Below are 24,832 nucleotides of genomic sequence, written 5' to 3'. Positions count from 1 at the left end.
CGTGACCACCCCACCCCCCACCGAGCACCATCAGCGCAGCGACGAGGCCGACCCGGTCGTGGACTGGGACGCCGAGGAGGAGGCGGTCGAGGCCGCCCGCCCTGCGCGGCAGCCGAACGCCCGTCGCTGGTGGATCTTCGGCGGCACTGCGGTGGCGATCATGGTGGTGATGGCCGTCATCTGGGGCCTGTCCGCGACGGTGGGGCGGGTGCACTGGACCTACACCGGGCATGACCTCGTGGCCGAGGACCAGGTCGACGTGCGGCTGGACCTGCAGCGGGATCCCGAGCGGGCGGTGACCTGCCGGATCGAGGCCCGCGACGAGCGCAACGCCGTCGTCGGGCGGGCAGACGTCGAGATCGGGCCCGCGCAGAGCTCACCCAGCCGGCACGTGCTCAGCGTGCGCTCGGCGTCCCCGCCGCGGACCGGCTACGTCGACGCCTGCTGGTACTCCGACGAGCCGCCGCGTCGCTAGGGGCGGCCTCGCCGGGTCCTAGCCGGGTCATATAGGGCTCAGGCGCGGTAGGGCTTGGCCTTGACGACCTTGACCTCGATCTGCTTGCCGTTGGGCGCGGCGTAGGACACCTGGTCGCCGCGCTTGGCTCCGAGGAGGGCAGCACCCAGGGGCGACTTCTCGCTGTAGACGTGGAGCTGGGTGTCCTCGTCGATGATCTCGCGCGAGCCGAGCAGGAAGGTCTCGGTCTCGCCGAACATCTCGACGGTCACCACCATGCCGGGCTCGACGATCCCGTCGTCGGCGGGGGCGGTGCCGACCACGGCGTGCTGCAGCAGGTGCTCGAGCTGGCGGATGCGGGCCTCCATCTTGCCCTGCTCCTCCTTGGCGGCGTGGTAGCCGCCGTTCTCCTTGAGGTCACCCTCCTCACGGGCGGCTTCGATGCGCCGGCTGATCTCCGTGCGACCCTCGCCCTTAAGAGCGGACAGCTCGGCCTGGAGGCGGTCATAGGCCTCCTGGGTCAGGTAGCTGGCGGTGTTCGCGGTCTCGGTCACGTCGGTCTCTCCTCGTCAAGCGGGCGCGACGGGGCAGGACGCCCCGGCGCGCGAGGGACCCGCCGGGCCCTCGCACGGACGTGCCGGGTCACCCTGCGGCTCCGATAAGACAAGGTCCGGACCACGCTGGCCCGGACCGTGCTGATACCCCGATCCTAGCCCGGGACCCCGCCACCCGTCGAATATCCGGCTGTCCCGGGGGCCACGAGCGGCTCCACGACGGCCCCGGCGAGGTCGGGCCGCAGTGGCGCAAGCAGGCCCGCCGCCAGCAGGAGGTATGCGGTGTCCACACCGGCCCTGGCCTGCGCCGGAGCGCGCCACCCACCCACGTGGTCGGCAAGCACCCGATCCAGCACCTGGCGCGCGCCTGGCGCCGACGCGTGCCGCAGGACCCCGCCGGAGCCGAGCAGCAGGCCGACGTCGGCCAGGGGACGGGTCGGCTCCCCCGGCCCGGCGGGCCGGCCGTGGCGACGGGCGGCGATGATGGCGGCCAGCGTGGCCAGCCGCAGGTCGAGCTCCCGCCCAGCCTCGTCGGCGGGCACGACGGATGGTTCCGCCAGCACGTGCTCCGCCCAGGACGCGAGCTCCCGCGCCGGTGCGTCCTCGCCGAGCAGACCCTCGGCGCGGGCCGCCTCGATCACACCGAGGGCGCCCCACCGCATACCCAGATCGCCTTCCACGGTCCGGGCGTGCCACAGGGGGGCAACCACCTGCTTGCGCAGCCCGGCGTCCTCGCCCTGCGGCTCGAGCACGGAGTAGACGTCGGTGGTCGCCCCGCCGACATCGATCACCATGACGTCCTGACCGGCCGCCGCGGCCAGGACCTCGACGCCGCCGAGCACCGCGTCGGGCGTGGCGGCCCGGACGAGACGGGCGAACCGGGGCCCACGGGACAGCCCCTTGCCGCCGATCACGTGCTGCAGGAAGACCTGCCGGATGGCAGCCCGCGCACCCAGTGGCTCAACCACCCCGATCCGGGGCAGGACGTTGGGCGCGAGGATGAACCGTCGCCCCGTCGACTCGAGGTCGGCGGCCGCCTCCTCCTGCGCCTGGGCGTTGCCCGCGACGACGACCGGGGCCCCGACCCGGGAGCGGGCCAGCCGGCGGGCATTGTGCAGGAAGACCTCGGCGTTGCCCCCGTCGGTGCCACCGACGAGCAGCACGACGTCGGGGCGGGCGGCGCGCAGCGACGCCACGTCGGCGACACTCAGCGGGCCGGACGCCACGTGCACGACCTTGGCCCCGGCCGAGAGCCCCACACGGTGCCCGGCTTCCGCGGTGACCTGTCGCTCGTAGCCGACAACGGCCAGCCGCAGCCCGCCGCCGGCGCTGGAGCAGACCAGCACCCGGTCGCGGTCGCCCCCAAGGGGGTCCGGCACCTGCGCCCTCGTGCCGGATCCGAGCTCATCCGCCACCTGCACGAGGCCGTCCAGCACGTCCCTGCCCGGCCCGACGGTGGTCGGCACGGCAGCCCTGGCCAGCAGCGATCCTTCATCATCGATCAGCGCGGCCTTGGTGAAGGTGGACCCGACGTCGACCAGGAGCGTGGTGCCGGACCTGGCAGGCGCGACAGGCGGGGCAGGCATGGCGGACATGGCAGGCAAGGTGCCACACCGTGGGGGCAGCAGCATCAGCGGGTCGATCCGTCAGCGGGTCGATCCGAGGTCACCGGCGTCAGCCGCGCGGGCCGTGCGTGGCCCTCGCCGGTGACCACGTGGTCCTCCCGACGAGCATCTTGTCGCGCGGCAGAACACTCCCAGCAGCGCGTGGGAGAATGGTGCGATGGACAGTTTCACCACGCCCCCCGGCCACCCCGAGCCCCTTCCTGGCGTCCCGGACCCCGGGCGGCACCTAGTCTTGGGCACCCCGATGCGGGGCCCGTGGCCCGAGGGCACCGAGGTGCTCTCCGTCGCCATGGGCTGCTTCTGGGGGGCCGAGCGGATCTTCTGGAAGCTCCCCGGCGTGGTCACCACAGCCGTCGGCTACCAGGGCGGCTCGTTGCCGTCCCCGACCTACGAGCAGGTCTGCACCGGCGCCACCGGGCACGCCGAGGCCGTGCTGGTCGCCTACGACCCGGTGCAGACCAACCCGGAGCAGCTGCTCAAGGCGTTCTGGGAGAACCACGACCCCACCACGCTGAACCGCCAGGGCAACGACGTCGGCAGCCAGTACCGTTCGGCGATCTTCTGGACCACCTCCGAGCAGGAGCAGGCCGCCCGCGCCACCCGGGACGCCTTCGAGCAGGTCCTCACCGCCGCCGGTCACGCTCCCGTGGTCACCGAGCTGCGCCCGGCGGCGGAGGCCGGTGAGTTCTTCTACGCGGAGGACTACCACCAGCAGTACTTGCAGAAGAACCCCGGTGGGTACTGCAACCACGGCCCCAACGGCTACAGCTGCCCCGTGGGCCTGCTCACGAGCGGCGAAAGCACCCCGGCCCAGACCGAGGTGCTCCCGCCGCGCTAGGGCTCCTCAGGGTCAGCCCCCGGACTCCGTCCCCAGGTCGTCCATGTCCATCACCTGGTCGGGCTCGGGGACCTGGATGTCCTGGTCCTGACCCCAGTTGTCCATCCGCATCTCCGCGGTTTCACCGCCGGTGTCGAAGACCATCTTGCGCATGAGGTCATCGCCGTCGACCCAGACGTCGTAGACGATCTCGTCCTCCAGCCCCAGGCTGGTGGCAGCTGCGTCCTCGCCGGACGCGGCAAGGGCGGCCTGGGCGTCCACGGTCACCTGGTAACGGCGCATCTGCTCTCCGTCGACGTCCTCCTCCCCCAGGAAGACGACCTCCTGGGCGCCCTGCTCCCAGGCGTCCCACTGAGCGGTGATGTCGATCTCGTCCAGCTCGGCGGTGTCACCGAGCAGGTCAGCGGGAGCCAGGAGGTACATACCCTCCGGGGTCACACCCGGGACCGTCATGTAGGCGTCGCCGTCGGCGTAGATCATCTCCACGGTGCCCATCTCGGGCACCGCCATGGTGATCCGCATCCGGGTGTCGTCTTCGGACAGGTTGACGGCGCCGTCCATGGTGAGCTGCTGACCCTCCGCCTCCATGTCCATGGACATGGTGTAGCTGGAGAGCATGTCCTCACCCGGTGCCTGCAGCATGGCGAGGAACTCGTCCACGGGGACCGTCTCGCCCTCCGTGGCACCACCGGCGTCAGTCTCCGCCTCGGTGGTCTCGGCCTCGGTGGTCTCGGACTCGGTCGTCTCGGCCTCGCTCGTCTGCTCGCCCGTGTTTTCGGCGGTGGCGGTGGCCTCGTCCTCGGTGCCAGCCTGCGCGTCGGTGCCGGCCTCCTCAACCGTGCTGGCCGGGGTGGTGGTGTCCGGCTCGTCGTCTCCGCCACAGGCGGCCAGGCCGAGGGTCAGCACCCCCGCCGTGACGAGCGATCCCAGACGCATGCGCGTCGTGCTCATGTCAGTTGCTCCTTTTCCCACGAGAAGGCCCGCGGACCGGGCCGCCGTTGCGGCTTCATGGTGGCACACCGGGCTGGACGGCCCCTGCTCCCTGGCCGTTCCTCATCGGGTGTGCCGGGCCGATCGTGTGCCGCTCCAGTTCTTGCCCGGCCCGCGGATGTGGTCGAATGAGACGTTCTCCCCCGCCCCTCTCCAGCACCCGAGGTCCCCACACTTGAACGGCAACGCCACCTTTCGGCATCACGACACCGCGGTGCTGTCCGTCACCGCCGTCGACGCTCCCGTGGTCAAGACCTCGGCCGAGTTCGACGAGATCATCGGTGAGTCCTACGACCGGAACGCGCTGCGCCCCGGCATGCTCGCCAAGCTCGCCGGCATCACGGAGCGCCGTTGGTGGCGGGAGGACCAGAACTTCGTCGACGGCGCGGTCGAGGCCGCGCGCGCGGCCCTTGAGCAGGCGCAGGTTGACCCCGCCAAGGTGGGCCTGCTGGTCAACACCTCGGTGAGCCGGGAGCACCTCGAGCCGTCCATCGCCGTCTCGGTGCACAAGAACCTCGACCTGCCGACCAGCTGCCTGAACTTCGACATCACCAACGCCTGCCTCGGTTTCGTCAACGCCATGCAACTGGCCGCGACGATGATCGACGCGGGCCAGATCGACTACGCCCTGATCGTCTGTGGCGAGGGCTCCCGCACGCCGCAGGAGCGCACCCTGGCCCGGCTGTCCTCGCCGGAGGCGACCGCGGAGGACATCACCAGCCAGTTCGCCACCCTGACCCTGGGCTCCGGGGCTGCGGCCATGCTGCTCGGCCGGGCCAGCGAGCACCCCGACGGTCACCGCGTCGTCGGCGGGGTCACCCGGGCGGCGACCCAGCACCACGAGCTGTGCGTGGGCGACTTCACCGAGATGCGTACCGACGCCCAGGGGCTGCTGGTGGCCGGCATGGGCCTGGCCAAGGAGCTGTGGGCGGATGCCGCGAAGGAGTTCGACTGGTCCGACATGGACCGCTACATCGTCCACCAGGTCTCCAAGGTGCACACCTCCCGGACCGCAGAGGCCCTCGGCCTGGACCCGTCCCGGATCCCGCTGACCTTCCCGACCTACGGCAACGTGGGCCCGGCCGCGGTCGCGATCACCCTGGCCAAGGAGGTCAACTCCCTGACCGACGGTGACCGGGTGCTGATGATGGGGATCGGCTCGGGCCTGAACATGACCTGTGTCGAGATCGATTGGTGAGGTGAGCCCTGTGGCCGACGCGCTGACCACCCCCGTCGACCAGAAGATCCACACCCGCGCCCGGCGCGCAGCTCAGGACCCTGTCGGCCTGCCGCCCCGCCCGCTGCCGGGGCTCGACCCCGCCTGGTCCCGGGTGGTCACGGCTCCCGACGCGGAGGGTGTGACCCGCCGTTGGCACGTGCTGGACAACGGCCCGGTGCTGCAGGGCCGGGGCGAGGCCGTGCGGCGTACCTTGCTGTGCGTCCACGGCAACCCCACCTGGTCCTACCTCTGGCGCCGGGTGCTCGCCCGGGCACCGTCCGGGTGGCGGGTGGTGGCGGTCGACCAGCTCGGGATGGGCTGGTCGGAACGGCCGGGTGCTCCGCGCACCCTGGGTCAGCGGATCGAGGACCTCACCCGGCTCACCGACGCCCTTGAGCTGACCGGGCCGGTCTCGACGCTGGCGCACGACTGGGGCGGGCCGATCAGCCTGGCTTGGGCCCAGCGGCATACCGAAGGGCTCGCGGCGGTCGTGCTGACCAACACCGCGGTCCACCAGCCCGCGGACAGCGCACCGCCCTCGCTGATCCGGTTGGCGCGCACCTCCGCGCTGCTGGACCGGGTCTGCGTCGACACCCCGGTCTTCGTCCGGGCCACGACTGCGTTGAGCGTGCCGCCCCTGCCCCGCCCCGTGCGGGCGGCCTTCGCCTCCCCCTACGCCTCGCCCGCCCGCCGGGCCGCGGTCGGGGAGTTCGTGGAGGACATCCCGTTCGAGGCCGACCACCCGAGCCGGGCCGTCCTGGACGAGGTCGCCGCCGGGTGCGAGGACCTGCAGGACGTGCCGGCGCTCATGGTGTGGGGCACCCGGGACCCCGTGTTCGGGCAGCGCTACCTCGAGGACCTGCTCCGGCGGATGCCGCACGCCGACGTCCAGCGCTACACCGACGCCTCGCACCTGGTGCTCGAGGACCGTCCCGACGGCGTCGAGGTGATCTGGGCCTGGCTGCAGGACAACGCCTCCGGCCGGCGACGGCCCGCCGCCCATGCTCCTCGTGACGGGCGCGCGCCAGTGACGCCCGTGCCCGTCCGGGTGGACACCACCCGCCCCCACGAGCTGGCCGTGGCCGAGCTCGCCGGCGGCACCCCACGCCGGATCACCTTCGGTGAGCTCGCCCAGCGGGTCGACGACGTGGCCCGCGGCCTGGCCGCCCGGGGGGTCGGGGCGCAGGACCGCGTCGCGGTCCTGGTGCCGCCGGGCATCGAGCTGACCACCCTGGTGTATGCGGTGTGGCGCCTCGGCGCGGTTGTCGTCGTCGCCGACGCGGGGTTGGGTCTGGGCAGGCTAGGAGCCGCCCTGCGCAGCGCCGGACCGCGGCACGTCGTGGGGATCCGCACGGCGCTGGCGCTCACGAGGCTGACCCGCGTGCCCGGGCAGCGGCTGCACATCGAGCCCGGCGGTGACCAGGTGCAGGCCCTGGCGGAGGAGGGGCGCACCGCAGGGGTCGCACTGCCCGACCCGTCGACGATCGACGGCGACCAGGACGGTGCCGTGCTGTTCACTTCCGGGGCGACCGGTCCCCCCAAAGGGGTCGTCTACACCCGGGACCGGCTGGGCGCCCAGGTCGGCCTCCTCCGGGAAGGCTTCGGCTTCGGCCCCGGGGAGCGTTTCGTCGCCGCGTTCGCCCCGTTCGCGCTCTACGGTCCCGCGCTGGGGCTGACCAGCGTGGTGCCGGACATGGACGTGACCGCGCCGCAGACCCTCACCGCGGCGGCGCTCGCGGAGGCCGTCGCGACGGTGGACGCCACCACGGTCTTCGCCGCCCCGGCTGCGCTGCGCAACGTGGTCGCCACCGCCGACGGGCTCGACGCGGCGCAGCGCGCGGTGCTGAGCGGGCCGCGACTCGTACTCTCGGCGGGCGCCCCCGTCCCCGTCCAGCTCCTGCACCAGGTCAAGGAGCTGCTGCCTGCGGCGGGCACCCAGACGCCCTACGGCATGACCGAGGCGCTGCCCGTCGCCTCGCACGACCCCACGCTGGTCGCCCCTGAGGAACTGGCGGCGCAGTCCGGGGTCTGCGTGGGCGCTCCTCTGCCCGGGGTCGAGGTAGCGGTGGCCCCCCTGGCCCAGGACGGGACTTCGGCCGAGCACCTCGTGCACGAGCCCGGCACGCTCGGCGAGATCGTCGTGCGGGCCGCGCACGTCAAGGACCGTTACGACCGGGCCTGGATGGCCCAGCGCGACAGCGAGCGTCCACCGGGGTGGCATCGCACCGGGGACGCCGGGCACCTGGACGACCGGGGCCGCCTGTGGGTCGAAGGGCGTCTGGCGCACCTGCTGGTGACCCCGCAGGGGCCGCTGACCCCGTATGCGGTGGAGGACCGGGTGCGGGACGGCGTCCCGGATGTCGCGGACGTCGCGGTCGTGGGGGTGGGCCCCTCGGGTGCCCAGCAGGTCGTGGTCGTGGTCGTCCCCGAGGAGCGTCTCGGCAGGATGGCGCGGCTGCGTGGAGCGCAGACGGGCGCCTCCACGCTCGCCCAGGGCGACCTCGCGGAGGTGGTGCGTGCCGCGGCGGCCGTGCCCGTGGCTGCGGTGCTGGTGCGTGACTGGCTGCCGGTGGACGTCCGCCACGCCAGCAAGGTGGACCGTTCGGCCGTGGCCGACTGGGCGGACGCGGTCCTGCACGGACGGGGTCCTGTCGAGCGGGTCCGCAACGTCCTGCGCGGCTCGGCCCCCAGGACGAGAAGCCGTTGATGGGGGGCTCCTCTGGCAAGGTGCTGGTGACCGGCGCCAGCGGCATGCTCGGGGGCGCCGTCGCCGACCTGCTCGCGACCCGCGGATGGGACGTCACCGTCATGCAACGGCGCACGGCTGGCGGCCGGCACCGGGAGTCGCTGGGCGACATCCGGGACGCCGAGGCGGTCTCCCGTGCCGTGACCGGCCAGGACACTGTCGTGCACCTCGCGGCCAAGGTCGACGTGGTCGGACCGTGGATGGACTTCGTGCAGACCAATGTGGGCGGCACCCGCAACGTCATCGCCGCTCTACGGGCCCAGGGCGGCGGTCAGCTGGTCCAGGTTTCCTCCCCCTCCGTGGCCCACACCGGCCGCTCCCTGACGGGCGAAGGCGCTGTGGAGGCCACCCCGATGCGGGCCCGCGGCAACTATGCCCGCACCAAGGCCGCGGCCGAGCTGTTCGCCCTCGAGGCCGACCAGGGCGGCACCGGCCCGCTAGCGGTGACCGCCGTGCGTCCTCACCTGGTCTGGGGCCCCGGGGATACCCAGCTGGTGGGCAGGATCGCCGAGCGGGCACGGCAGGGCAGGCTGGCGCTGGTCGGCAGCGGCACCGCGCTGGTCGACACCACCTACGTGGACAACGCCGCCGCCGCCATCGTGGCCGCGCTGGAGCAGATGGAGGCAGCCCGGGGTAGGCCGTTCGTGGTGACCAACGGTGAGCCCCGGCCAATCGGTGAGCTGGTCGCGGGGATCTGCCGGGCCGTCGGTGCCCCCGTGCCCCGGCTGCGGGTGCCGCTGCCGGTGGCCTGGGGGCTGGGTGCCCTCGTCGAAGGGGCCGTGGTCCTGTCGGAGCGGGTGCCTCGGGCGCCCACGATCAGCCAACCGCCGATGACCCGGTTCCTGGCCGAGCAGATGGCCACCGCGCACTGGTTCGACCAGCGCACCACCCAGGAGGTGCTGGGCTGGCGACCGCAGGTCAGCATCGACGAAGGGCTGGAGCGTCTGGCCCGCCACGCGCGCGGCACTGGGTGACCCTTGCTTGCCCGATGTCCGTGGCGTCAGGCAGAGAACCTAGACTCACGGCATACCGAGCAGCCGCCTGCCCAGCCTGACCCGTCCAGGAGGACCCCATGGCCGAAGCCGTCATCGTCGCCGCCGCCCGCACTCCCATCGGCAGGGCCTTCAAGGGCTCTCTGGCCGGCGTGCGCCCGGACGACCTTGCGGCCGGAGTCATCCGCGCCGCCCTCGAGCAGGTGCCGGAGCTGGACCCGACCACCGTGGACGACCTCTACCTGGGGTGCGCAGAGCCCTGGGCCGAGCACGGGTTCAACATGGCCCGCATCGTCTCGGTGCTGCTGGGGCTGGACGAGGTGCCCGGCGCGACCATCAACCGTTTCTGCGCCAGCTCGGTGCAGACGACCCGCCAGGCCTTCCACGCCATCAAGGCCGGTGAGGGCGACGTCTTCATCAGCGCCGGGGTCGAGTGCGTGTCCCGCTACGCCGACTTCTCCGGGGCAGGCGGGGGCAAGGCCGAGTGGCACAACCCGGCGTTCGCGGACGCGCAGGAGCGTACTGCGCAGACGGCGGCCTCCAACCAGACGTGGACCGACCCGCGCGAGCAGGGCCTGTTGCCGGACGCCTACATGGCGATGGGTCAGACGGCAGAGAACGTCGCCACCGCCCTGGGGATCTCCCGTGAGCGCCAGGACGAGTGGGGCGTGACCAGCCAGAACCGGGCAGAGGCCGCGATCGCGGCGGGGATCTTTGCCAAGGAGATCGCGCCGGTGACGCTCGCCGACGGCACTGTCGTCTCCACCGATGACGGACCCCGGGCCGGGGTGACGATCGAGAAGGTGTCGACTCTGGCGCCGGTCTTCCGCGAGGACGGCACGGTGACCGCTGGCAACTGCTGCCCGCTCAACGACGGTGCCGCTGCCCTGGTCGTCATGAGCGACACCCGCGCCAAAGAGCTGGGTCTGACGCCGTTGGCCCGGGTGGTCTCCACGGCTGCCTCGGCGCTGTCCCCCGAGGTCATGGGTCTGGGCCCGATCCAGGCCTCCCGGAAGGCGCTGGCTCAGGCCGGTATGTCGATCGGTGACATGGACCTCTACGAGATCAACGAGGCCTTCGCGGTGCAAGTGCTCGGCTCCGCCGACGCCCTCGGCATGGACTACGACCGACTCAACGTGCACGGTGGGGCGATCGCGCTGGGCCACCCGTTCGGCTCCACCGGTGCCCGCATCTCGACCACGATGATCAACGCGATGCAGACCCGTGACGCCCAGTTCGGTCTGGAGACCATGTGCGTCGGCGGAGGCCAGGGGATGACGATCATCTTGGAGCGGCTGAGCTGACGCGCAACCCCGGTCCGGGGCGAGTAGCCTGAGCCAGGTTTATCGCCCTATGACCGGGAGGTCCTCATGGCTGGTGGTCTGGCAGCCCTGCTCGACGACATCGCTGCGATCGCCCGCGTGGCGGCCGCCTCCGTCGACGACATCAGCGCCGCCGCCGGACGCGCCAGTATGAAGGCGGCCGGGGTGGTCGTCGACGACGCTGCGGTCACTCCACGCTACGTCACCGGGTTCTCCCCCAGCCGAGAGCTGCCGATCATCAAGAAGATCGGTCTGGGCTCGCTGCGCAACAAGCTGCTCTTCATCGTCCCGGCCGCGCTTCTGCTCAGCCAGTTCGCGCCCTGGCTGCTCACTCCGATCCTCATGCTCGGCGGCGCCTACCTGTCCTACGAGGGTGCCCACAAAGTGCTGGAGTGGCTCGGGGTGGGCGGTCACCACGACACGGCCAAGGACGAGCCGGTCGTGGAGCAGGGCCCGGAGGAGGAGAAGAAGATGGTGTCGGGGGCGATCCGCACCGACTTCATCCTCTCCGCCGAGATCATGGTCATCGCGCTGAATGAGGTGGCCACGGAGGCGTTGCTGAACCGGGCCATCATCCTCGTGGTGGTAGCCATCGCGATCACGCTGCTGATCTATGGGGCTGTGGCCATCATCGTGAAGATGGATGACATCGGCCTCCACCTGGCGCAGCAGGACTCAGCGCTGCGGCAGAAGGTAGGGCTGGGCCTGGTCAAGGCGATGCCGGTGGTGCTCAAGGTGCTGTCGATCGTGGGGGTCATCGCGATGCTCTGGGTCGGCGGGCACATCCTGCTGGTGGGGATGGACGAGCTCGGGTTCCACCCCGTCTACGACTTCGTCCACCACGCCGAGGAGGTCGTCGCCGGCGCCGTCGGAGCAGCCACCGGCCTGTTGACCTGGCTGACCAACACCTTCTTCTCCGCCGTGCTGGGCCTGCTCGTCGGCCTGGTCCTCGTCGGGCTGATCTCGCTCATCCCCCGCCGGTCCAAGGAAGAGGCCGGCGACACCGCTGCCGCCCACTGACCCTCACGCGCACTGACATCGCCTGCGGCCGGACCAGCCGGGCGCCTGGCCTTCTGCTCAGCGTTGCGTAGGTCAGAAGGGGGGGTGGTCGTCGTCGCGGTGACAGGACAGCCTCCAACTCACCCCGCAGCCGCCCATCACCCGTGGCCGCACCCCCGACCGCCTCCGCCGCCACGTCACCACGGTCATCACCAACCCCCGACGCGCCCCCGCGTTCACCATCCCGCCTCACCCCGACCACCCCGCGGCCTCACACAGCCCAGCACCCCCGCCCGGAACCCCTCCCCGACAGTTCGTGACCAACACCCACATCCTAGAACACCCGTGCGACACACCCTCAGGCTTGTCCACAGCGCGTCGTGCCATGTCACAGACAGCAATGTCAGTTCTGCACCAGGACACCGGTGACACTGCGCGGCGGGTCACGCGACGGGTTCTCTGCCGACCCTCACCTCAGGGCAGTTTCCTGCGCAACGCGATGAGTCGGCCCCCCAGGTCACCCTCGGGCAGTCCTGCCCGCCGCCAGTCGTGGACCATCACCCGCAGCTGATCCATAGCCACGGCCGGTCCCAGGTCCGGCACCGGGACGCGCGCCTTGCCCGTCTCACGGGCGATGTCGTCCGCGAGGAGCTGCACCACGTCGCGGACACCCGGATACGCCAGGAGCGCGCGGTCCAGAGGCAGCTGATGCCACCTCCGGGCCACGCGCTCCAGCTCGGCGTCCCCGAGCTCAGGCATCTCAGTCGCTCTGCAGGATCGCGAAGAGACGCAGGAACTCGATGTAGAGCCAGACCAGGCTGGCGACCAGCCCGTGACCAAGCAGCCAGGAGTACTTCTCCGGGGCGCCCATGCGCACGGCCTTGTCGACCGAGTCGAAGTCGACGGCCAGGCTGTAGGAGGCCAGCCCAACACCCAGCAGGGCGATGGCCCAGCCGAACTGCATCCCGAAGACGCCCCAGCCCTCGCCGAAGCCCAGGAACGAGGCCCCCAGGTTGACGAGCAGGAAGACCAGGTAGCCCATGGCGGCCATGCTGAAGATCCGCCGCGACTTGCTGGTGACCTTGATCACGCCGAACTTCCAACCGATGAACATGCCTGCGAAGGTGGCCATCGTGGCGACGACGGCCGTGGAGACCACGCCCGGCCAGCGCATCTCGAAGGTCGCGCTGACCGCGCCCAGGAACAGGCCCTGCAGCACGGCGTGGGTGAGGACCAGCGGGACCTTGACCTGCTTGGCACGGGCGATGACGAAGCTGAGCGCCAGGGAGCCGAACATGCCCAACAGCCAGATCGGCGTGGCGATGCCCGGCTGGCCGCCCACGACATACCAGGTGCCGGCGGCGACCGCCACGACGATGCCGAACAGCATCAGTGACTTCACCACGACGTCGTCGAGGGTGAGCCGCCCCGTCTGGGCAGGGCCGGCCGGCGCCTGCGTGTACATCTGGCGCAGCTGCTCGTCGGTCAAGCTTTCAGACGGCCCGGGGTAGCCCCCCTGGGCCGGAATGTGCGGTGCCCCCTGGGGTGGCGGGTAGGCGCCGGGCTGCTGCTGGCCGAAGCCGGCATAGCGTCCCTGGGCGGCCTCACTGTCGATGCGGTTGAAGACCGGGTTGACGGCCATGGATCCTCCGAGGTCGTGCGGCACCGTCGGCCGGCCGGCCAGCGGTGTCAGTGTTCTCCAGAATAAACGTGCGAGGCAGGGGAGTGATTCCGCGCCCCGCCAACCACCTGCAAGAATGCCTCATCAGGATCCGATCATCCCGTCCTGGCACGCCGTTCGTGGGCTCACGGCCAGACTTTCCCACAGGCCATTCCGTGCCGGGCCTGTGGCAGATAGGATCCCCCGGTACTCACGGAAGGACAGGTATGACGCGTGCTCGGCGCCCGATGCGAGCCGTCGCCACGGCGACGGCTCTCGGTGCAGCCATAGCACTCGCGCCGCTGCCGTCCTCCGGCGCTGGCCTGGCTGCTCATCCCGGCTCCCTGGACGAGCCCGCCGTGGAGGAGCAGGACGCCTCCCTGCGACTGGGCCTGGCGGCATACCACGACCTTCACCCCATGCTGAACGACCTGGCGCAGTCCTCGGACCGCGTCAGCGTCGAGGTGATCGGCAGCTCAGCGCAGGGACGGGACCTGCTGCTGGTGACACTCACCGCCCCCGAGAGCACGGCCCAGACCCACCAGCAGGACCGGATGCGCGAGTTGATCACCGACCGGCCCGCCCGCGCGGCGCGGGACCAGGCCCTGGCGCGCAACTACAAGGTTCCCATCTTCGTCAACGCCAACATCCACGGCAACGAGTGGGAGGGCACGGACGCCGCCCTGCGGCTCGTGGAGGACTACGCCACCTCCGACGACCCGGGGGTCGAGGCGTTCCTGGCGAGCACGCGGATCCACCTGCTCCTCTCGGCCAACCCCGACGGACGCGTGGAGGGCGACCGGCGCAACGCTCACGGCTTCGACCTCAACCGGGACCTGATCACCGCGACCCAGCCCGAGACCGTGGCGCTGCGGGAGGCGTTGATCCGCACGCAGCCGGCCTTGGTGGTCGACCTGCACGGCTACGTCAACGGCACCCTGGTCGAGCCGACCACGCCCCCGCACGGGGACAACTACGAGTTCGACCTGCTGGTCCGGCACTCTTACCCCCTCGCCGTCGAGGTCGAGCGGGCAATCGAGGAGTTGGCGCCGGGCGGCACCGACGGCGTGCGCCCCGTCCAGATCCCGTTGCGCGACTGGGAGCAGGGGTGGGACGGCTGGCCCCCGATCTTCGTGCCGCAGTATGCCGCGCTACACGGGGCGGTCGCGCACACCGTCGAGCTCCCGTTGCGGGTCAACGGCTCGAGCTATGACCTGCCCGAGGACGAGCTGCGTCGGCGGGCGTCGGTCAACACCGACATCGCCCGAGCCGCGCTCACCGCGACGGTGGAATATGCCGTCGAGCACCGCACCGAGCTGCTCGCCGACCACATCGAGATCTTCCGCCGAGCGGCCGCCGGGGAGCGCCAGCGGCCGGTCGAGGAGGGGTTGTTCGGGGTGATCGGACCGGAGGACGTCTACACCACCGACTTCCCCCGGGCCTACGTCATCCCGGCGGGCGAGGGGCAGCGCTCGGCGCCGGCCGCTGCCCGGCTGGTGGACCATCTGGTCGCCAACGACGTCGAGGTGACCCGCCTGGGCCTCGACACCTCCATCGCCGGGCGCAGCTACCCGGCCGGCAGCTACGTGGTCGACCTGCACCAGGCCAAGCGGGCCGTCGCCAACGCCATCCTGGGCCGTGGCGCCGACCTGACCGACCGGGTCGAGGCGATGTATGACATCTCCGGGTGGAGCCTGGGGCAGCTGTGGGGTGCCGACGTGGTGACGGTGCCGGAGCGGTACCCACTCCGGCTCGTGGGCACTGAGGTCGAGTCCGCCGACCCCACGGGCGACCTCGCCGAGAGCTCTACCGGGTGGGTGCTGCCGATGGCGGACCCCGCCGACGTCCAGGCCGTGTCCACCCTGCTCGGTCAGGGGATCCCGGTCGAGCTGCTGGCCGACGGCAGCGTGCTCGTGCCCTACCGCTACCCGTGGGCCGCCGGCAACGTGACCGAGGTGCACGGCGTCATCCTCGAGCAGGCACCCGCCGACGCCGCAGGAGAGCCCCTTGCCCCCTCGGCGCGCGTCGTCGGGGTGGCTGGCACCGCGGAGGAGAGGTGGGCCTTCGCGGAGATGGGGCTGACCGTGGAGCCGATCAGCACCCGCAGCCTCAACGCCGGGCTCGACCTGTCCGGCCTGGACGCCCTCTACGTCTCCAGCGGGATGTCCTGGCGCGAGCTCGGTCCCGGGGCACGGGCCGAGCTGCGGGCCTTCGTCGAGGCTGGCGGAGGGTTTGTCGGGCGCGGCAGCGTCGGGGCGGAGATCAACGACGCCCTCGACCTGCTCGACGTCGCCGTGGTCCCGGGCCGGGCCGACGCCAACGGCGTGGTGCGGGTCGCCTCCGACCCGGCGAGCCCGGTCACCTCGGCCGCCACCGAGCACACCTTCGTCTACTCCCCCTACTGGTTCACCCGGCTGGGCCCGGACGTGCGGGCCGACCAGCGGTTGACCGCCGACCCCCTCGTCTCGGGCCACTGGGCCGGAGGCACCGACGGCGGCCAGGAGGCGGCCGTCGGCCAGGCCCTGGTGGTCAGCGGCGAGACGGCGGCCGGGACCCGTGCGGTCCTCTTCGGTTCCGAGCCGCTGTTCCGGGCCCACCCCAAGGGCCAGTACGCCCTGGTCGGCCGGGCCGTGCTCTGGGCGGGCAGCGAAGGCGCCCCGGGCACGGACCAGGCTGAGGCCGCCGACGAGTCTGACCTGGACGACGGACGGGGCCTGTAGCAGCCCCTCGTAGGCTTGCCGAAGTGCGCTTTGACTCCGCCCCTACGTCATAGTTCTCAATGGGGGACATGCGTCGAGTCACCGTCTTCTACCTTTCTTCCATCACGCTGGCAGTACTGGGTCAGTCCGTCGCTGCGATCGCGCTGCCCCTGATCGTGCTGACCACCACCGGCAGCGTCCTGGGCACGGGTGCGGTGGCGGCAGCAACCGCAATCCCCGGGCTGTTGGCGGGCCTCTTCATGGGCGTGGTCCTTGACAGGATCAACAGACGGACGGCGTCAGTAATGTGCGATCTCATCTCCGCGGCATCGATCGCGGCGCTGCCGATCGTCGACCTCATCACCGGGCTGAACATCGGCTGGTTCATGCTCTTCGGAGCGCTCTCCACCCTCGGTGACGGTCCTGGCATCACCGCTCGGGAAACTCTCTTGCCGGCGATCGTCCGCCACGGGGATATCTCTGCTGAGCGGCTGATGGGCCTGCGAGAAACGATGACCACCATCGCGTTACTGCTTGGTCCTGCCGCGGCTGGAACACTGATGGGTTTCTTCGAGGGAACCACGGTGCTGTGGATCACCGCAGGAACCTCCCTGGTCGCAGGCCTGATGTCCCTCATGCTCCCGGCCGTGGTGGGGAGTAGTTCTGTGGAGGCAGGCCATGGCACCAAGTTGGCGGGCACTGGATGGTCCCAGCTCAAGGACGGGTGGAAGGTGCTGCTTACCAGCCGCTTCCTGGTGGGCGTGACCCTAATCATGATCGTGGCACTGGTCACCATCGCTGCACTGCAAGGATTGTTACTGCCGGTTTACTTCACCATGGAAGGCTCTCCCGAACTGCTCGGTTTCGTGCTCACCTCCCTGGCTGCCGGGTCTCTTCTCGGGGGTTTGCTCTATACCGTCGCGGGCAAGAAGGGGCGTCGTCGCGCCTGGTTTATGCTGGGAATCTGCGGCAACGCAATGGGCTTCGCGGTCGTCGCAACGCTGGCAGAGATCTGGGTAGTCTTCGTAGGAGCATTCCTACTTGGATTCTTCAATGCGCTGTTCGGCGCGCTGATCTCTGTGCTGAATATCGAGCGAATTCCTGAGAATATGCGTGGCAGAATTTTGGGAACCCAAAACGCCATGATTCCTGCGGCCGCTCCCGCTGGAATCGCCGGTGCAGCGGTCATGGTCGAGTTCATGAGTCTTCAGACAGCCGCGATGATATTTGTCGGCCTGTGGGTGATCTGCGTCGTCTTCGCCCTGTGCTCCTCGGCCTTCCGTAACCTGGAGAAGTCCCCGCCCGAAGAGGTTAAGGAGGTATGAAATGCGCAGCAAGGAGGTATGAAATGCGCAGCAAGGAGGTAGCTCGCCTGGCCGGTGTCACCGTGCGCACCCTGCGCCACTACCACCAGGTCGGCGTGCTTGCCGAGCCGCCACGGACCAGCAATGGCTACCGCGAGTACAGCGTGACTGATCTGGTCCGACTACTACGGATCAGGAAACTGAGCAACCTGGGTATGCCGCTGGAGCAGATGGGCTCCATTCTCGATGATGCTGAGACAGACCGGGGGAGGACGGAACAATACCTGGACGATCTGGACCAAGAACTGTCTGAACAGATCCAGCGGCTCACTGAGCAGCGGAAAATAATCGCCCACCTGCGCGCGCATCAGGCCGCCCCGGATCTACCGGCGGAACTAGTGCCATTCTACTCATTGTTCACCATTGCGGGTTACACACAGCGTGTGGCCCGGATGGACCGCGACCAAGCCATACTATGGAGCCATTTCTCCGAGGAGACGGGGAGAACATACCTGACGGCTCTCTACCGGAAGCTCAGTGAACGCTCGGACCTTCTTGAGACATCTGTCGACATCTCTCGACGTTTCGATGCACTTGATTCGACCAGCAGCGCTGCGCAGGTCACCGATCTGCTTGACGACTTCACTGCGTTCTGCGCAGAGCTGGTCTCACCCCTCAGCGGAGACGCTCGACCCATCGATCTGGGACAGGCAGCGGATCTCCTGGAGGAATACGGCATCGAGACCTACAATCCACAGCAACGTAAAGCCCTGAGCTTATGGGCCCAACGATTCAGTGGGGACTGACGCCCCTAAGCGCCGGATGAGGGAGCACCTGAGTCGATCTACACAAGACGCCCAAAGATCATCGACGCGTTGCTGAGGCGTCCTGCGCTCGGACTCGTGTGCTGAAGCTGCCTGGCACTCGCTGCGGTTCAGCGCGATGGGTCCCGATCTTGCCCGAACCAGCTTCGCGCCGACCCCTCGCGGCGTTCGGCGTTGTGCTCTGCGGCGAGTGAGCCGGGACCGGCCGCGCTCCGTACGCTGGGTGGAACCGCGACGCTCTCGTGCCCCCGGCGGGATTCGAACCCGCACTAGACCCATTTTAAGTGGGCTGCCTCTGCCGGTTGGGCTACGGGGGCGGCCCGGGCGGTCCCCAGGATAACCGGGCGCTCAGGCCCGGGCGATAACGTCGTCCAGCATCTGCTCGGTGAGCCGTCCGGTAAAGGTGTTCTGCTGGCTGACGTGGTAGCAGCCCAGCAGGCGCACCGGGCGTCCGGCCCCCGTGGTGAGCAGCGCCTCCGCGCCGTGGCCGAATCGCGGCTTGGGTCGCGGCACCACCCAGCCGACGGCGCGCGCGGCGACGAGGAAGGCGTCCCAGCCGATGCCGCCGAGGGCCAGCACCGTCTCCAGGTGCGGCTCCAGCAGCCGCAGTTCGCGCTCCAGCCAGGGCCGGCAGGTGGCGCGCTCCTGCACCGACGGGGCGTTGTCGGGCGGTGCGCAGTGGACCGGCGCGGTGATGCGGACCTCGCGCAGCCGGAGCCCGTCACCGGCGTGGGTCGAGGTCGGCGAACTGGCGTAGCCGGCGCGGTGCAGCGCCGCGTAGATCCAGTCGCCAGATCGGTCGCCGGTGAAGATGCGGCCGGTGCGGTTGGCACCGTGGGCGGCCGGCGCCAGGCCGACCACGAGCACCCGCGCATCGGCCGGTCCCAGACCCGCCGCCGGGCGCCCCCAGTAGGGCTGGTCGGCATAGCTGGCCCGTCTGGTCACCGCCACCTGCTCGCGCCAGGCGACCAGCCGCGGGCAGGCGCCGCAGACGGACACGCGTGCATCCAGCTCCGCCAGATCGGCCGAGCCGGCCGCTAGCCGGCGCACCCCGGCGACGCTGCGCGCCCTGCGGGTATGGGGTCCCGCCGGGTCCTCGGGCCAACCCGTTCCGGGCGGGACCGGGCTGGGGAAGGGCTGCCCGGTCAGCGGGTGGGGCAGGTCGGTCGGCATCGTCCCAGTCTGGGCCAGAGAGGGTGCACTGTGCCCGCCGGGCCTCACCGCCGGATCTGCAGGTCGCTGCCGAAGCACATCAGTGCCTGCGCGCCCGGCGTGTCCCGGACCGCGGCCGCCAGGGCGGCCGCGGCGTCCGCCCCGGCCGCGAGCTGCTCGTGGTAGAGCGTGGCCGCCTGGGCCGACACCGTGTCGGCGAGAGGCGCGACGGCCGCGACCACGCACCAGGCGCCAAGGCTGAGCAGGGCCGCGGTCATCCCCAGCGCCTCGCCACCGCTGCGGATCCGGGCCCGTCCCACGTCGCAAGCGGAGAGGACAACGTGCCGGGCGTGGACGGTCGGGACCAGGTCGTGAGCGTAGAGCGGCCCGTCGTGCAGCCGCAGGGAGGAGAACAGCGGGTTGTCACCGGCGTGCTGGCCGTGAGCGGCGACGTGGACCAGGTCGTCCTCGGCCAGGGCCCGTGCGACGTCCCGGGTGGTGGCCCGTCCGGGGCCGGTCGTCGCCGCGGCCTCGGCCCCCCAGGTTCGGCGCACAGCGCCGACCTCGCCGGTGGCCTCCGGGAGGCCGGGCCCGGCATGTGCGCTGACCCGGCGCAGCGCGACCGGGCCGTCCCCGAGATGCCGCACCCAGCGCGAGGCGGAGGGCGTCACGGTCACCGGCCGGCGCGCCACCTGCGGCAGGCACGCCCACGCCAGCGCGTGCAGGGTCCGGTTGGGCGCGATGACGAGCCGGTCGCACGATCCCACCACGTCGGCGAGCGGGTCGAGCAGCAGGCGTCCCAGACGGGCACCGGACTCCTCCAGCGCGGCGGCGAGGGTCGTCTGCAGCCCGGGCGCCCGCCCAGCGAAGGCCTGTCCGCGCAGGTCGCGGCGCACGGTCGCCACCGCGTCCTCGATCTCCCGCTCGGGCCCCACGTCGTGCAGCTGGTGCTGGCCGCTGCCGTTGGCCACAGCGGCATACATGCGCCCGCCGGTCTGGCCGAAGGTCAGATATGCCGTGCCCGCCGGCAGCGCCGCGAGGAGCTGATCGCAGGTCAGGGCTGCGAGTACCGGACCGTCGGACGCCCGCCGGCCCAGCCGCGCCCGGGCGGTGATTCGCTGCTGCAGGTCGGCCATCCTCGCCTCCCGCTCCGCAGGGTTCTCCGGCGCACCTGTGCTCATCCCAGACGCGAGCCAGCGCAGCTCCTGGAGCAGGGACGCCGTCTCGTCGTCGGCGGACAGGGTGAGCTCTTCCGCGCGGGTCGAGGCACCCCTCCAGCGCTCGACCGTCTCGATGCACGCGGCCGCGGAGCCGTGGCGCACCGCACGGGCCAGGTCGAGCTGGGCAAGGCGCGCGGCGTGCTGGGTGACGGCGGCGCGCAGCTCCAGGCTGCGCAACGAGCTTTGGGCGGTGGCGAGGGCGTCGCTGGCCTGCCGGGCCACCTTGGCGAACTCCTCGTCGTCACCGACTCGGTCGGCGACGAGGGCCCGCAGGTGGTGCGCGTGCAGTTGGACCGGTAGGCGCAGGGACGACGCTGGCCCCAGCCGGTCCAGCCTGCGCTGGGCGACCTGGGGACGGTCCCGGGCGATCTCCGCCTCCGCCGTCAGCAGGGCCGCCTCGACCTGCTCGGCCGTGTGCGGGTCGGTCCCCTCCCAGAGCGCCGCTGCGGCGAGCGCCCGCTCGGCCGGGGCGCCGTCGGCCAGGTCCAGCCCCGCCAGGAAGAGTTCGGCCAGGGCCCGCCGCGAGCTGGCCTGCCGGGACCGGAACGCGGCGACCGCCCGGCGCGCCTCGTGTCGAGCGGTGTCGCGTTCCCCGCGCAGCAGCGCGCACCGGGCCAGGTCGAGCAGGATGTCTCCCTCGTCCAGGCGGTGGCCCTGCGTCTTCGCCGAGGTGAGGGCGGTCTGCAGCAGGTCATCGGCCTCCTGCACCAGACCCGCGTCCAGGAGCGCCTCGGCATGGTCCAGGTGGGCCCGGTCGCGCGAGACCTGCACCGGCATGGCGTCGGCCTCCGCCATGAGCGCCAGCGCCCGGGGCACGTCCCCGGCCACGAAGTGCACGCACCCGAGATTGTGGGTGGCCTTGAACAGGTGGGCGTCGAGGTCGTGGGCGGCCGCGAGGGCGCGGGCCTGCTCCAGGTGGCTGGTTGCCCCCGTCAGCCGGCGCAGGGAGAGCTCGGTCAGCCCGAGGGTGATCAGGGTCGAGCACTGCTCGACCGCCCCGAGGTGGTCCCGCAGCTCCATGGCGGCGAGCAGCTCCTCCCGGGCCCGGGCCCAGCTGCCGGACCGGGCCTCGACCACCCCGTGCTGGATGTGGGTGAGGGCGACGAGGTCCGGCGCCGCCATCTGCCCGGCCCGGAGGCGAGCCGCGCGGAGCAGGTCGGAGGCCGCGGCATACCCGTCAAGCTCCAGTGCGGTGAGCGCGCCGGTGACGTCGACCCGGACGAGCATCCGGGCCGCGTCGAGGTCGCCCGCAGGTGCCTCGGAGAGGACCCGCCTGGCGTCGTCGAGCGCCTGGGCGGCCGCCCTGAAGTCCCCGAGGTCGTTGAGCCGCCGCGCCTCGGACCAGACCTGCTCGCCCCGGGTGCTCGGCTCGACCACCCTGCTCCTTACAACTCGATGGCCGGGGTGATGACCGGGCGGTCGCCCCGCTCGTCGGTGGGTCGGAAGACGAAGTGCACCAGGCCCGGCTCGACCTGCTCGAAGCTGAACCGGCCGGTCGCGTCGACAAGGAGCCGGCGGCACCGGTGCCGCTCGCGCAGCTCCACCTCGATGCCGGTCTCGCTCACCCAGCCGTGCACGGCGCGCAGGCCGTGCGCCCGGTCCTGCTCGATGTCGATCATCGCGCTCACCGACTCACTGGCGAAGGTGACCGTGTTGACCTGCTCGTAGTCCGAGCGCACGGCCGCCGGTCTGTCGGCACCCTGCTGCACGATGCGTGCCACCTCGGCCTCCAGGGCGGCGACCGTCATCGCGAACTGGACGCGTTCGGTCAGTCGCGGCGGAGGCGGGTCGACCGCGTTCCACAGGTCGCGTAGCTCGCGCAGGATCTGCTCGTCGGTGGCGTCGAGCTCGGCCGTCGCGAGGCGCTCGAGGTCATCAGAGTGCGTCATGTTGGTGCCCCGTCGGGTAGGAGGGTTCACGGGTGAGGGCCGCGCGCAGGCTCGCCAGGCACCGGCCGCGGGTGGGTCCGATGCTGCCGACCGGCATGCCCAGGGCGGCGGCGATGGTGGCGTAGTCCGGCCGGTCGGCGAAGGCGATGACGCGCAGCAGGTGGCGGCACCGTTCCGGCAGGGCGGCGACATGGCGCCACAGCACCTGGTGCTCGTGGCTGGTGACGACATGGTCGCCGACCGGGTCGGCCCGCTCCCCGGAGGCCGGGTATGCGATGTCTGCATCGAGCAGCTCGCCGACCTCGGCGTGAGTGGCCTCACGCTGGCCCGCGCGGCTGACCCGCCACGCCTCGCGACGGGTGGTGGTGAGCAGCCACTTCAGCACCGCCCGGGGGTCCTGGATACGCTCGGCGCTCTCCAGCAGGCGCAGCCAGGTCTGTTGCACGACGTCCTCGGCGGCATGGACGCCCAGGCCTTGGGCGCGCGCCACGTGCCACAACATCGGGGTGAGCTCCTCCACGACGGTGGGCAGTGGACCGAAGTCCCCGTCGCGGTAGGCCTCGAAGGCCTGGGCGGCACGAACGGCCAGGGGCAGGACCTCGCTCTCAGCGGTCACGGCACACCCTCCGCGCACAGCTGGTCGGCGGCCTCACAGGCGAGCGCGATCCGGTCCTGGGGATCCTTCGGTCGCTGCCGCGCGGCGAGTGCGCTCGCCAGTTCACCGACCAGGCCCGGGGCGGAGAAGGAGGTGCCGCTCCACAGGCCGAACCCGCTGCTGAAGTCGTCCAGGTCGGGCGTGCCCCGCCGGGGGTGGGCCGAGCCGTTCCCGGACTGCGAGGCCTGCCCGGCACCGTCCAGGGTGATGGGCATGGTGCTGACCACTCCCGCGCCGGGACGGTAGGTCCGCACCCAGCCCCCCGTGTTGGAAAAGTGCGAGACCTTGCCTCGGCCGGCGTTCGTCGAACCCACACTGACCAGGGGCGCCCCGCCGTGACCCACCACGCCGCGGGAGCCAGCCGCGGCCGGCCAGAACGGTACGTCCGAGGCACCATTGCCGGCACTGGCCACCACCGTCACCCCGGAGGCCGAGAGGGCCGAGAGGGCGGCCATCAGCCCGGTCTCGTCCGTGACGGTGTTCGGAGTCTCGTGGTAGTAGCCCAGCGAGAGGTTGACGATGTCCAGCGGCGGGTCGTCGATCTCACCAGCCAGGCTCTGCAGGTGCCGGGTGTGCAGGTCGGTGAGCGCCGCGATGAGGTCAGCCTCGTGGCAGGAGCCGTCGCCGTGCATGACGGGCACCGCGACGAGGTGGGCCTCGGGGCAGGCCGCCCGCACGATCCCGGCGACGAAGGTCCCGTGGCCGGCCATCGGGTCCAGGAGCCCGTTGACGGGGTCCAGGGTGATGCCGTGCACCTCGGGGTCCTGCTCCGGCGCGAACCGCAGCCCGATCGGCCGGCCGTCGATCTTCGGGTCTCGGGTCACATTGTCCGCGAACCACGGGTGCATCCCGAGCCCGGTGTCCAGGACCGCCACGACCGGCGACCACCGTCCCTGCTTGCCCCGGGGCCGTTCCCCCGGCCACGAGACCGGGATCTTCCCCGCGGGAGCACCCGGGCCGGCGCCGCCCACCCCGGAGACGTAGCCGACCCCGGACACGTACCCGACACCCGACACGTAGCCCACGCCAGAGACGTAGCCGACCCCGGAGGCGTAGCCGGCGGCCATCAGGACGTGGTCGAGCGAGAGCTGCGGTGCCACGGCCAGCCCGGCCTCCTGTGCCCTGGTCAGCAGCTCCCACGCGTCGGGGGTCCCGGGGCCGGAGGGGTGGATCTGGACCACGCTCTGCGGGGGCACGCGTTCGGCGAGCTCCCCGCCCCGCGCGACCGCCCTGCTCTGGCGGGCAGAGCCGAGCGGGGTGATGTTGACCTCCACCGCGGAGTCGCGGGCGAGGGAACGCAACTCAGAGGCGCGCCTGGAGCGGTCCTCGCGCGCTCCGGCGAGGAGCAGCCGGTCGGCCACGTAGACGGTGCCGTCGTGGCCCGGCCCCGGGGGCAGCGAGCGCAGGTCCCACCGCTGGGCGGCAGTGGCGGGGACGTGGAAGGCGGGCGGCACCTTCGGGGAACGGGGCGACCTCGTCGTCGCTGGGTCGGTCATGTGAGCACCTCTGTACGGAAGGGATCCACCGCGATGACTCGCCGTCATGCTAGTGGCTGGGGACGGCCGTTGTCAGGGCAGCAGCCAGAAACTCACGACACCACCGCCACGTCCGGGGACGTCCCTGCACGTCCCCGGACGCGGGCGGCAGCGCCCCCACCCGCGCCACGATCCCGTCGTTGAGCGGGCTCGTG

The 24,832-nt window shown here is 71.5% G+C and carries 20 protein-coding genes and 1 tRNA gene; 10 read left to right on the top strand and 11 right to left on the bottom strand.

The window, feature by feature from the left end:
- The first annotated feature begins 1 nt into the window (after nt 1).
- A complete protein-coding gene (locus FY030_RS02655) occupies nt 2-475 on the top strand; it encodes a DUF4307 domain-containing protein (RefSeq protein WP_192498689.1) in 474 nt (157 codons plus the stop codon).
- 38 nt (nt 476-513) lie between these two features.
- On the opposite strand, the gene greA is transcribed toward FY030_RS02655, so the two are convergent.
- Nucleotides 514-1,008, bottom strand: coding sequence for a transcription elongation factor GreA (gene greA, locus FY030_RS02650; RefSeq protein ID WP_158060163.1), 495 nt, complete (start codon nt 1,006-1,008; stop codon nt 514-516).
- Nucleotides 1,009-1,163: 155 nt separating this feature from the next.
- Nucleotides 1,164-2,594, bottom strand: coding sequence for a glutamate mutase L (locus tag FY030_RS02645; RefSeq protein ID WP_158060162.1), 1,431 nt, complete (start codon nt 2,592-2,594; stop codon nt 1,164-1,166).
- Between the two features lie 196 nt (nt 2,595-2,790).
- On the opposite strand from FY030_RS02645, the gene msrA reads away from it, so the two are divergent.
- The gene (msrA, locus tag FY030_RS02640; protein ID WP_158060161.1) at nt 2,791-3,471 is read left to right on the top strand and encodes a peptide-methionine (S)-S-oxide reductase MsrA; all 681 of its coding nucleotides are present in this window, start codon (nt 2,791-2,793) and stop codon (nt 3,469-3,471) included.
- A gap of 12 nt (nt 3,472-3,483) precedes the next feature.
- Here the strand turns inward: msrA and FY030_RS02635 are convergent, their stop codons facing one another.
- On the bottom strand, nt 3,484-4,422 hold the full coding sequence (locus FY030_RS02635; RefSeq protein ID WP_158060160.1) for a hypothetical protein: 939 nt from the start codon (nt 4,420-4,422) through the stop codon (nt 3,484-3,486).
- Nucleotides 4,423-4,636: 214 nt separating this feature from the next.
- Between FY030_RS02635 and FY030_RS02630 the strand changes: the two genes are divergently transcribed.
- The 5 genes from FY030_RS02630 (at nt 4,637) to FY030_RS02610 (ending at nt 11,760) form a co-directional block, all read left to right on the top strand.
- Nucleotides 4,637-5,659, top strand: a complete 1,023-nt coding sequence (locus tag FY030_RS02630) for a 3-oxoacyl-ACP synthase III (protein ID WP_192498688.1) — start codon at nt 4,637-4,639, stop codon at nt 5,657-5,659.
- A gap of 10 nt (nt 5,660-5,669) precedes the next feature.
- Complete coding sequence (locus FY030_RS02625; RefSeq protein ID WP_238348517.1) at nt 5,670-8,387, top strand: alpha/beta fold hydrolase; 2,718 nt, start codon at nt 5,670-5,672, stop codon at nt 8,385-8,387.
- A complete protein-coding gene (locus FY030_RS02620; protein ID WP_192498687.1) occupies nt 8,387-9,400 on the top strand; it encodes an NAD-dependent epimerase/dehydratase family protein in 1,014 nt (337 codons plus the stop codon). Before FY030_RS02625 ends, FY030_RS02620 begins: the two co-directional genes overlap by 1 nt.
- Before the next feature lie 98 nt (nt 9,401-9,498).
- Nucleotides 9,499-10,722 (top strand): acetyl-CoA C-acetyltransferase, encoded by a 1,224-nt coding sequence (locus FY030_RS02615; protein WP_158060158.1) that lies wholly within the window; start codon nt 9,499-9,501, stop codon nt 10,720-10,722.
- Nucleotides 10,723-10,788: 66 nt separating this feature from the next.
- Nucleotides 10,789-11,760, top strand: coding sequence for a DUF808 domain-containing protein (locus tag FY030_RS02610; RefSeq protein ID WP_158060157.1), 972 nt, complete (start codon nt 10,789-10,791; stop codon nt 11,758-11,760).
- Nucleotides 11,761-12,213: 453 nt separating this feature from the next.
- Here FY030_RS02610 and FY030_RS02605 read toward each other — a convergent pair whose 3' ends face one another.
- Nucleotides 12,214-12,498 carry a hypothetical protein gene (locus tag FY030_RS02605; protein WP_158060156.1) on the bottom strand — a complete coding sequence of 95 codons (285 nt, stop codon included), beginning with the start codon at nt 12,496-12,498 and terminating at the stop codon, nt 12,214-12,216.
- 1 nt (nt 12,499) lies between these two features.
- On the bottom strand, nt 12,500-13,381 hold the full coding sequence (locus tag FY030_RS02600) for a Bax inhibitor-1/YccA family protein (RefSeq protein ID WP_158060155.1): 882 nt from the start codon (nt 13,379-13,381) through the stop codon (nt 12,500-12,502).
- Between the two features lie 245 nt (nt 13,382-13,626).
- Here FY030_RS02600 and FY030_RS02595 point away from each other — a divergent pair, with 245 nt between their 5' ends.
- The 3 genes from FY030_RS02595 (at nt 13,627) to FY030_RS02585 (ending at nt 18,208) form a co-directional block, all read left to right on the top strand.
- Entirely contained in the window at nt 13,627-16,119 is a 2,493-nt protein-coding gene (locus FY030_RS02595) for a M14 family zinc carboxypeptidase (RefSeq protein ID WP_158060154.1), read from the top strand.
- Between the two features lie 68 nt (nt 16,120-16,187).
- On the top strand, nt 16,188-17,423 hold the full coding sequence (locus FY030_RS02590; protein ID WP_158060153.1) for an MFS transporter: 1,236 nt from the start codon (nt 16,188-16,190) through the stop codon (nt 17,421-17,423).
- A gap of 23 nt (nt 17,424-17,446) precedes the next feature.
- Nucleotides 17,447-18,208 carry a MerR family transcriptional regulator gene (locus FY030_RS02585; RefSeq protein WP_158060152.1) on the top strand — a complete coding sequence of 254 codons (762 nt, stop codon included), beginning with the start codon at nt 17,447-17,449 and terminating at the stop codon, nt 18,206-18,208.
- 261 nt (nt 18,209-18,469) lie between these two features.
- On the opposite strand, the gene FY030_RS02580 is transcribed toward FY030_RS02585, so the two are convergent.
- The 6 genes from FY030_RS02580 to FY030_RS02555 all read right to left on the bottom strand — a co-directional run bounded on the left by FY030_RS02580 (nt 18,470) and on the right by FY030_RS02555 (nt 24,638).
- Nucleotides 18,470-18,543: transfer RNA gene (locus FY030_RS02580), tRNA-Leu, on the bottom strand.
- Nucleotides 18,544-18,574: 31 nt separating this feature from the next.
- Entirely contained in the window at nt 18,575-19,399 is an 825-nt protein-coding gene (locus FY030_RS02575) for a uracil-DNA glycosylase (protein ID WP_158060151.1), read from the bottom strand.
- A 44-nt stretch (nt 19,400-19,443) separates the two neighbouring features.
- Nucleotides 19,444-21,975, bottom strand: a complete 2,532-nt coding sequence (locus tag FY030_RS02570; protein ID WP_158060150.1) for a CHAT domain-containing protein — start codon at nt 21,973-21,975, stop codon at nt 19,444-19,446.
- A gap of 8 nt (nt 21,976-21,983) precedes the next feature.
- Nucleotides 21,984-22,487 (bottom strand): hypothetical protein, encoded by a 504-nt coding sequence (locus tag FY030_RS02565; protein ID WP_158060149.1) that lies wholly within the window; start codon nt 22,485-22,487, stop codon nt 21,984-21,986.
- Nucleotides 22,474-23,103 (bottom strand): RNA polymerase sigma factor, encoded by a 630-nt coding sequence (locus FY030_RS02560; RefSeq protein WP_238348516.1) that lies wholly within the window; start codon nt 23,101-23,103, stop codon nt 22,474-22,476. The genes FY030_RS02565 and FY030_RS02560 overlap by 14 nt, the downstream gene beginning before the upstream one ends.
- Nucleotides 23,100-24,638, bottom strand: a complete 1,539-nt coding sequence (locus FY030_RS02555; protein ID WP_158060148.1) for a S8 family peptidase — start codon at nt 24,636-24,638, stop codon at nt 23,100-23,102. Before FY030_RS02555 ends, FY030_RS02560 begins: the two co-directional genes overlap by 4 nt.
- Nucleotides 24,639-24,832: the final 194 nt, after the last annotated feature.

Origin of the sequence: Ornithinimicrobium pratense, assembly GCF_008843165.1 — a bacterium.
Lineage (GTDB): Bacteria > Actinomycetota > Actinomycetes > Actinomycetales > Dermatophilaceae > Ornithinicoccus > Ornithinicoccus pratensis.
Note: the sequence above shows the minus strand (reverse complement) of the source record. Positions and strands in the feature narration are given on the sequence as shown.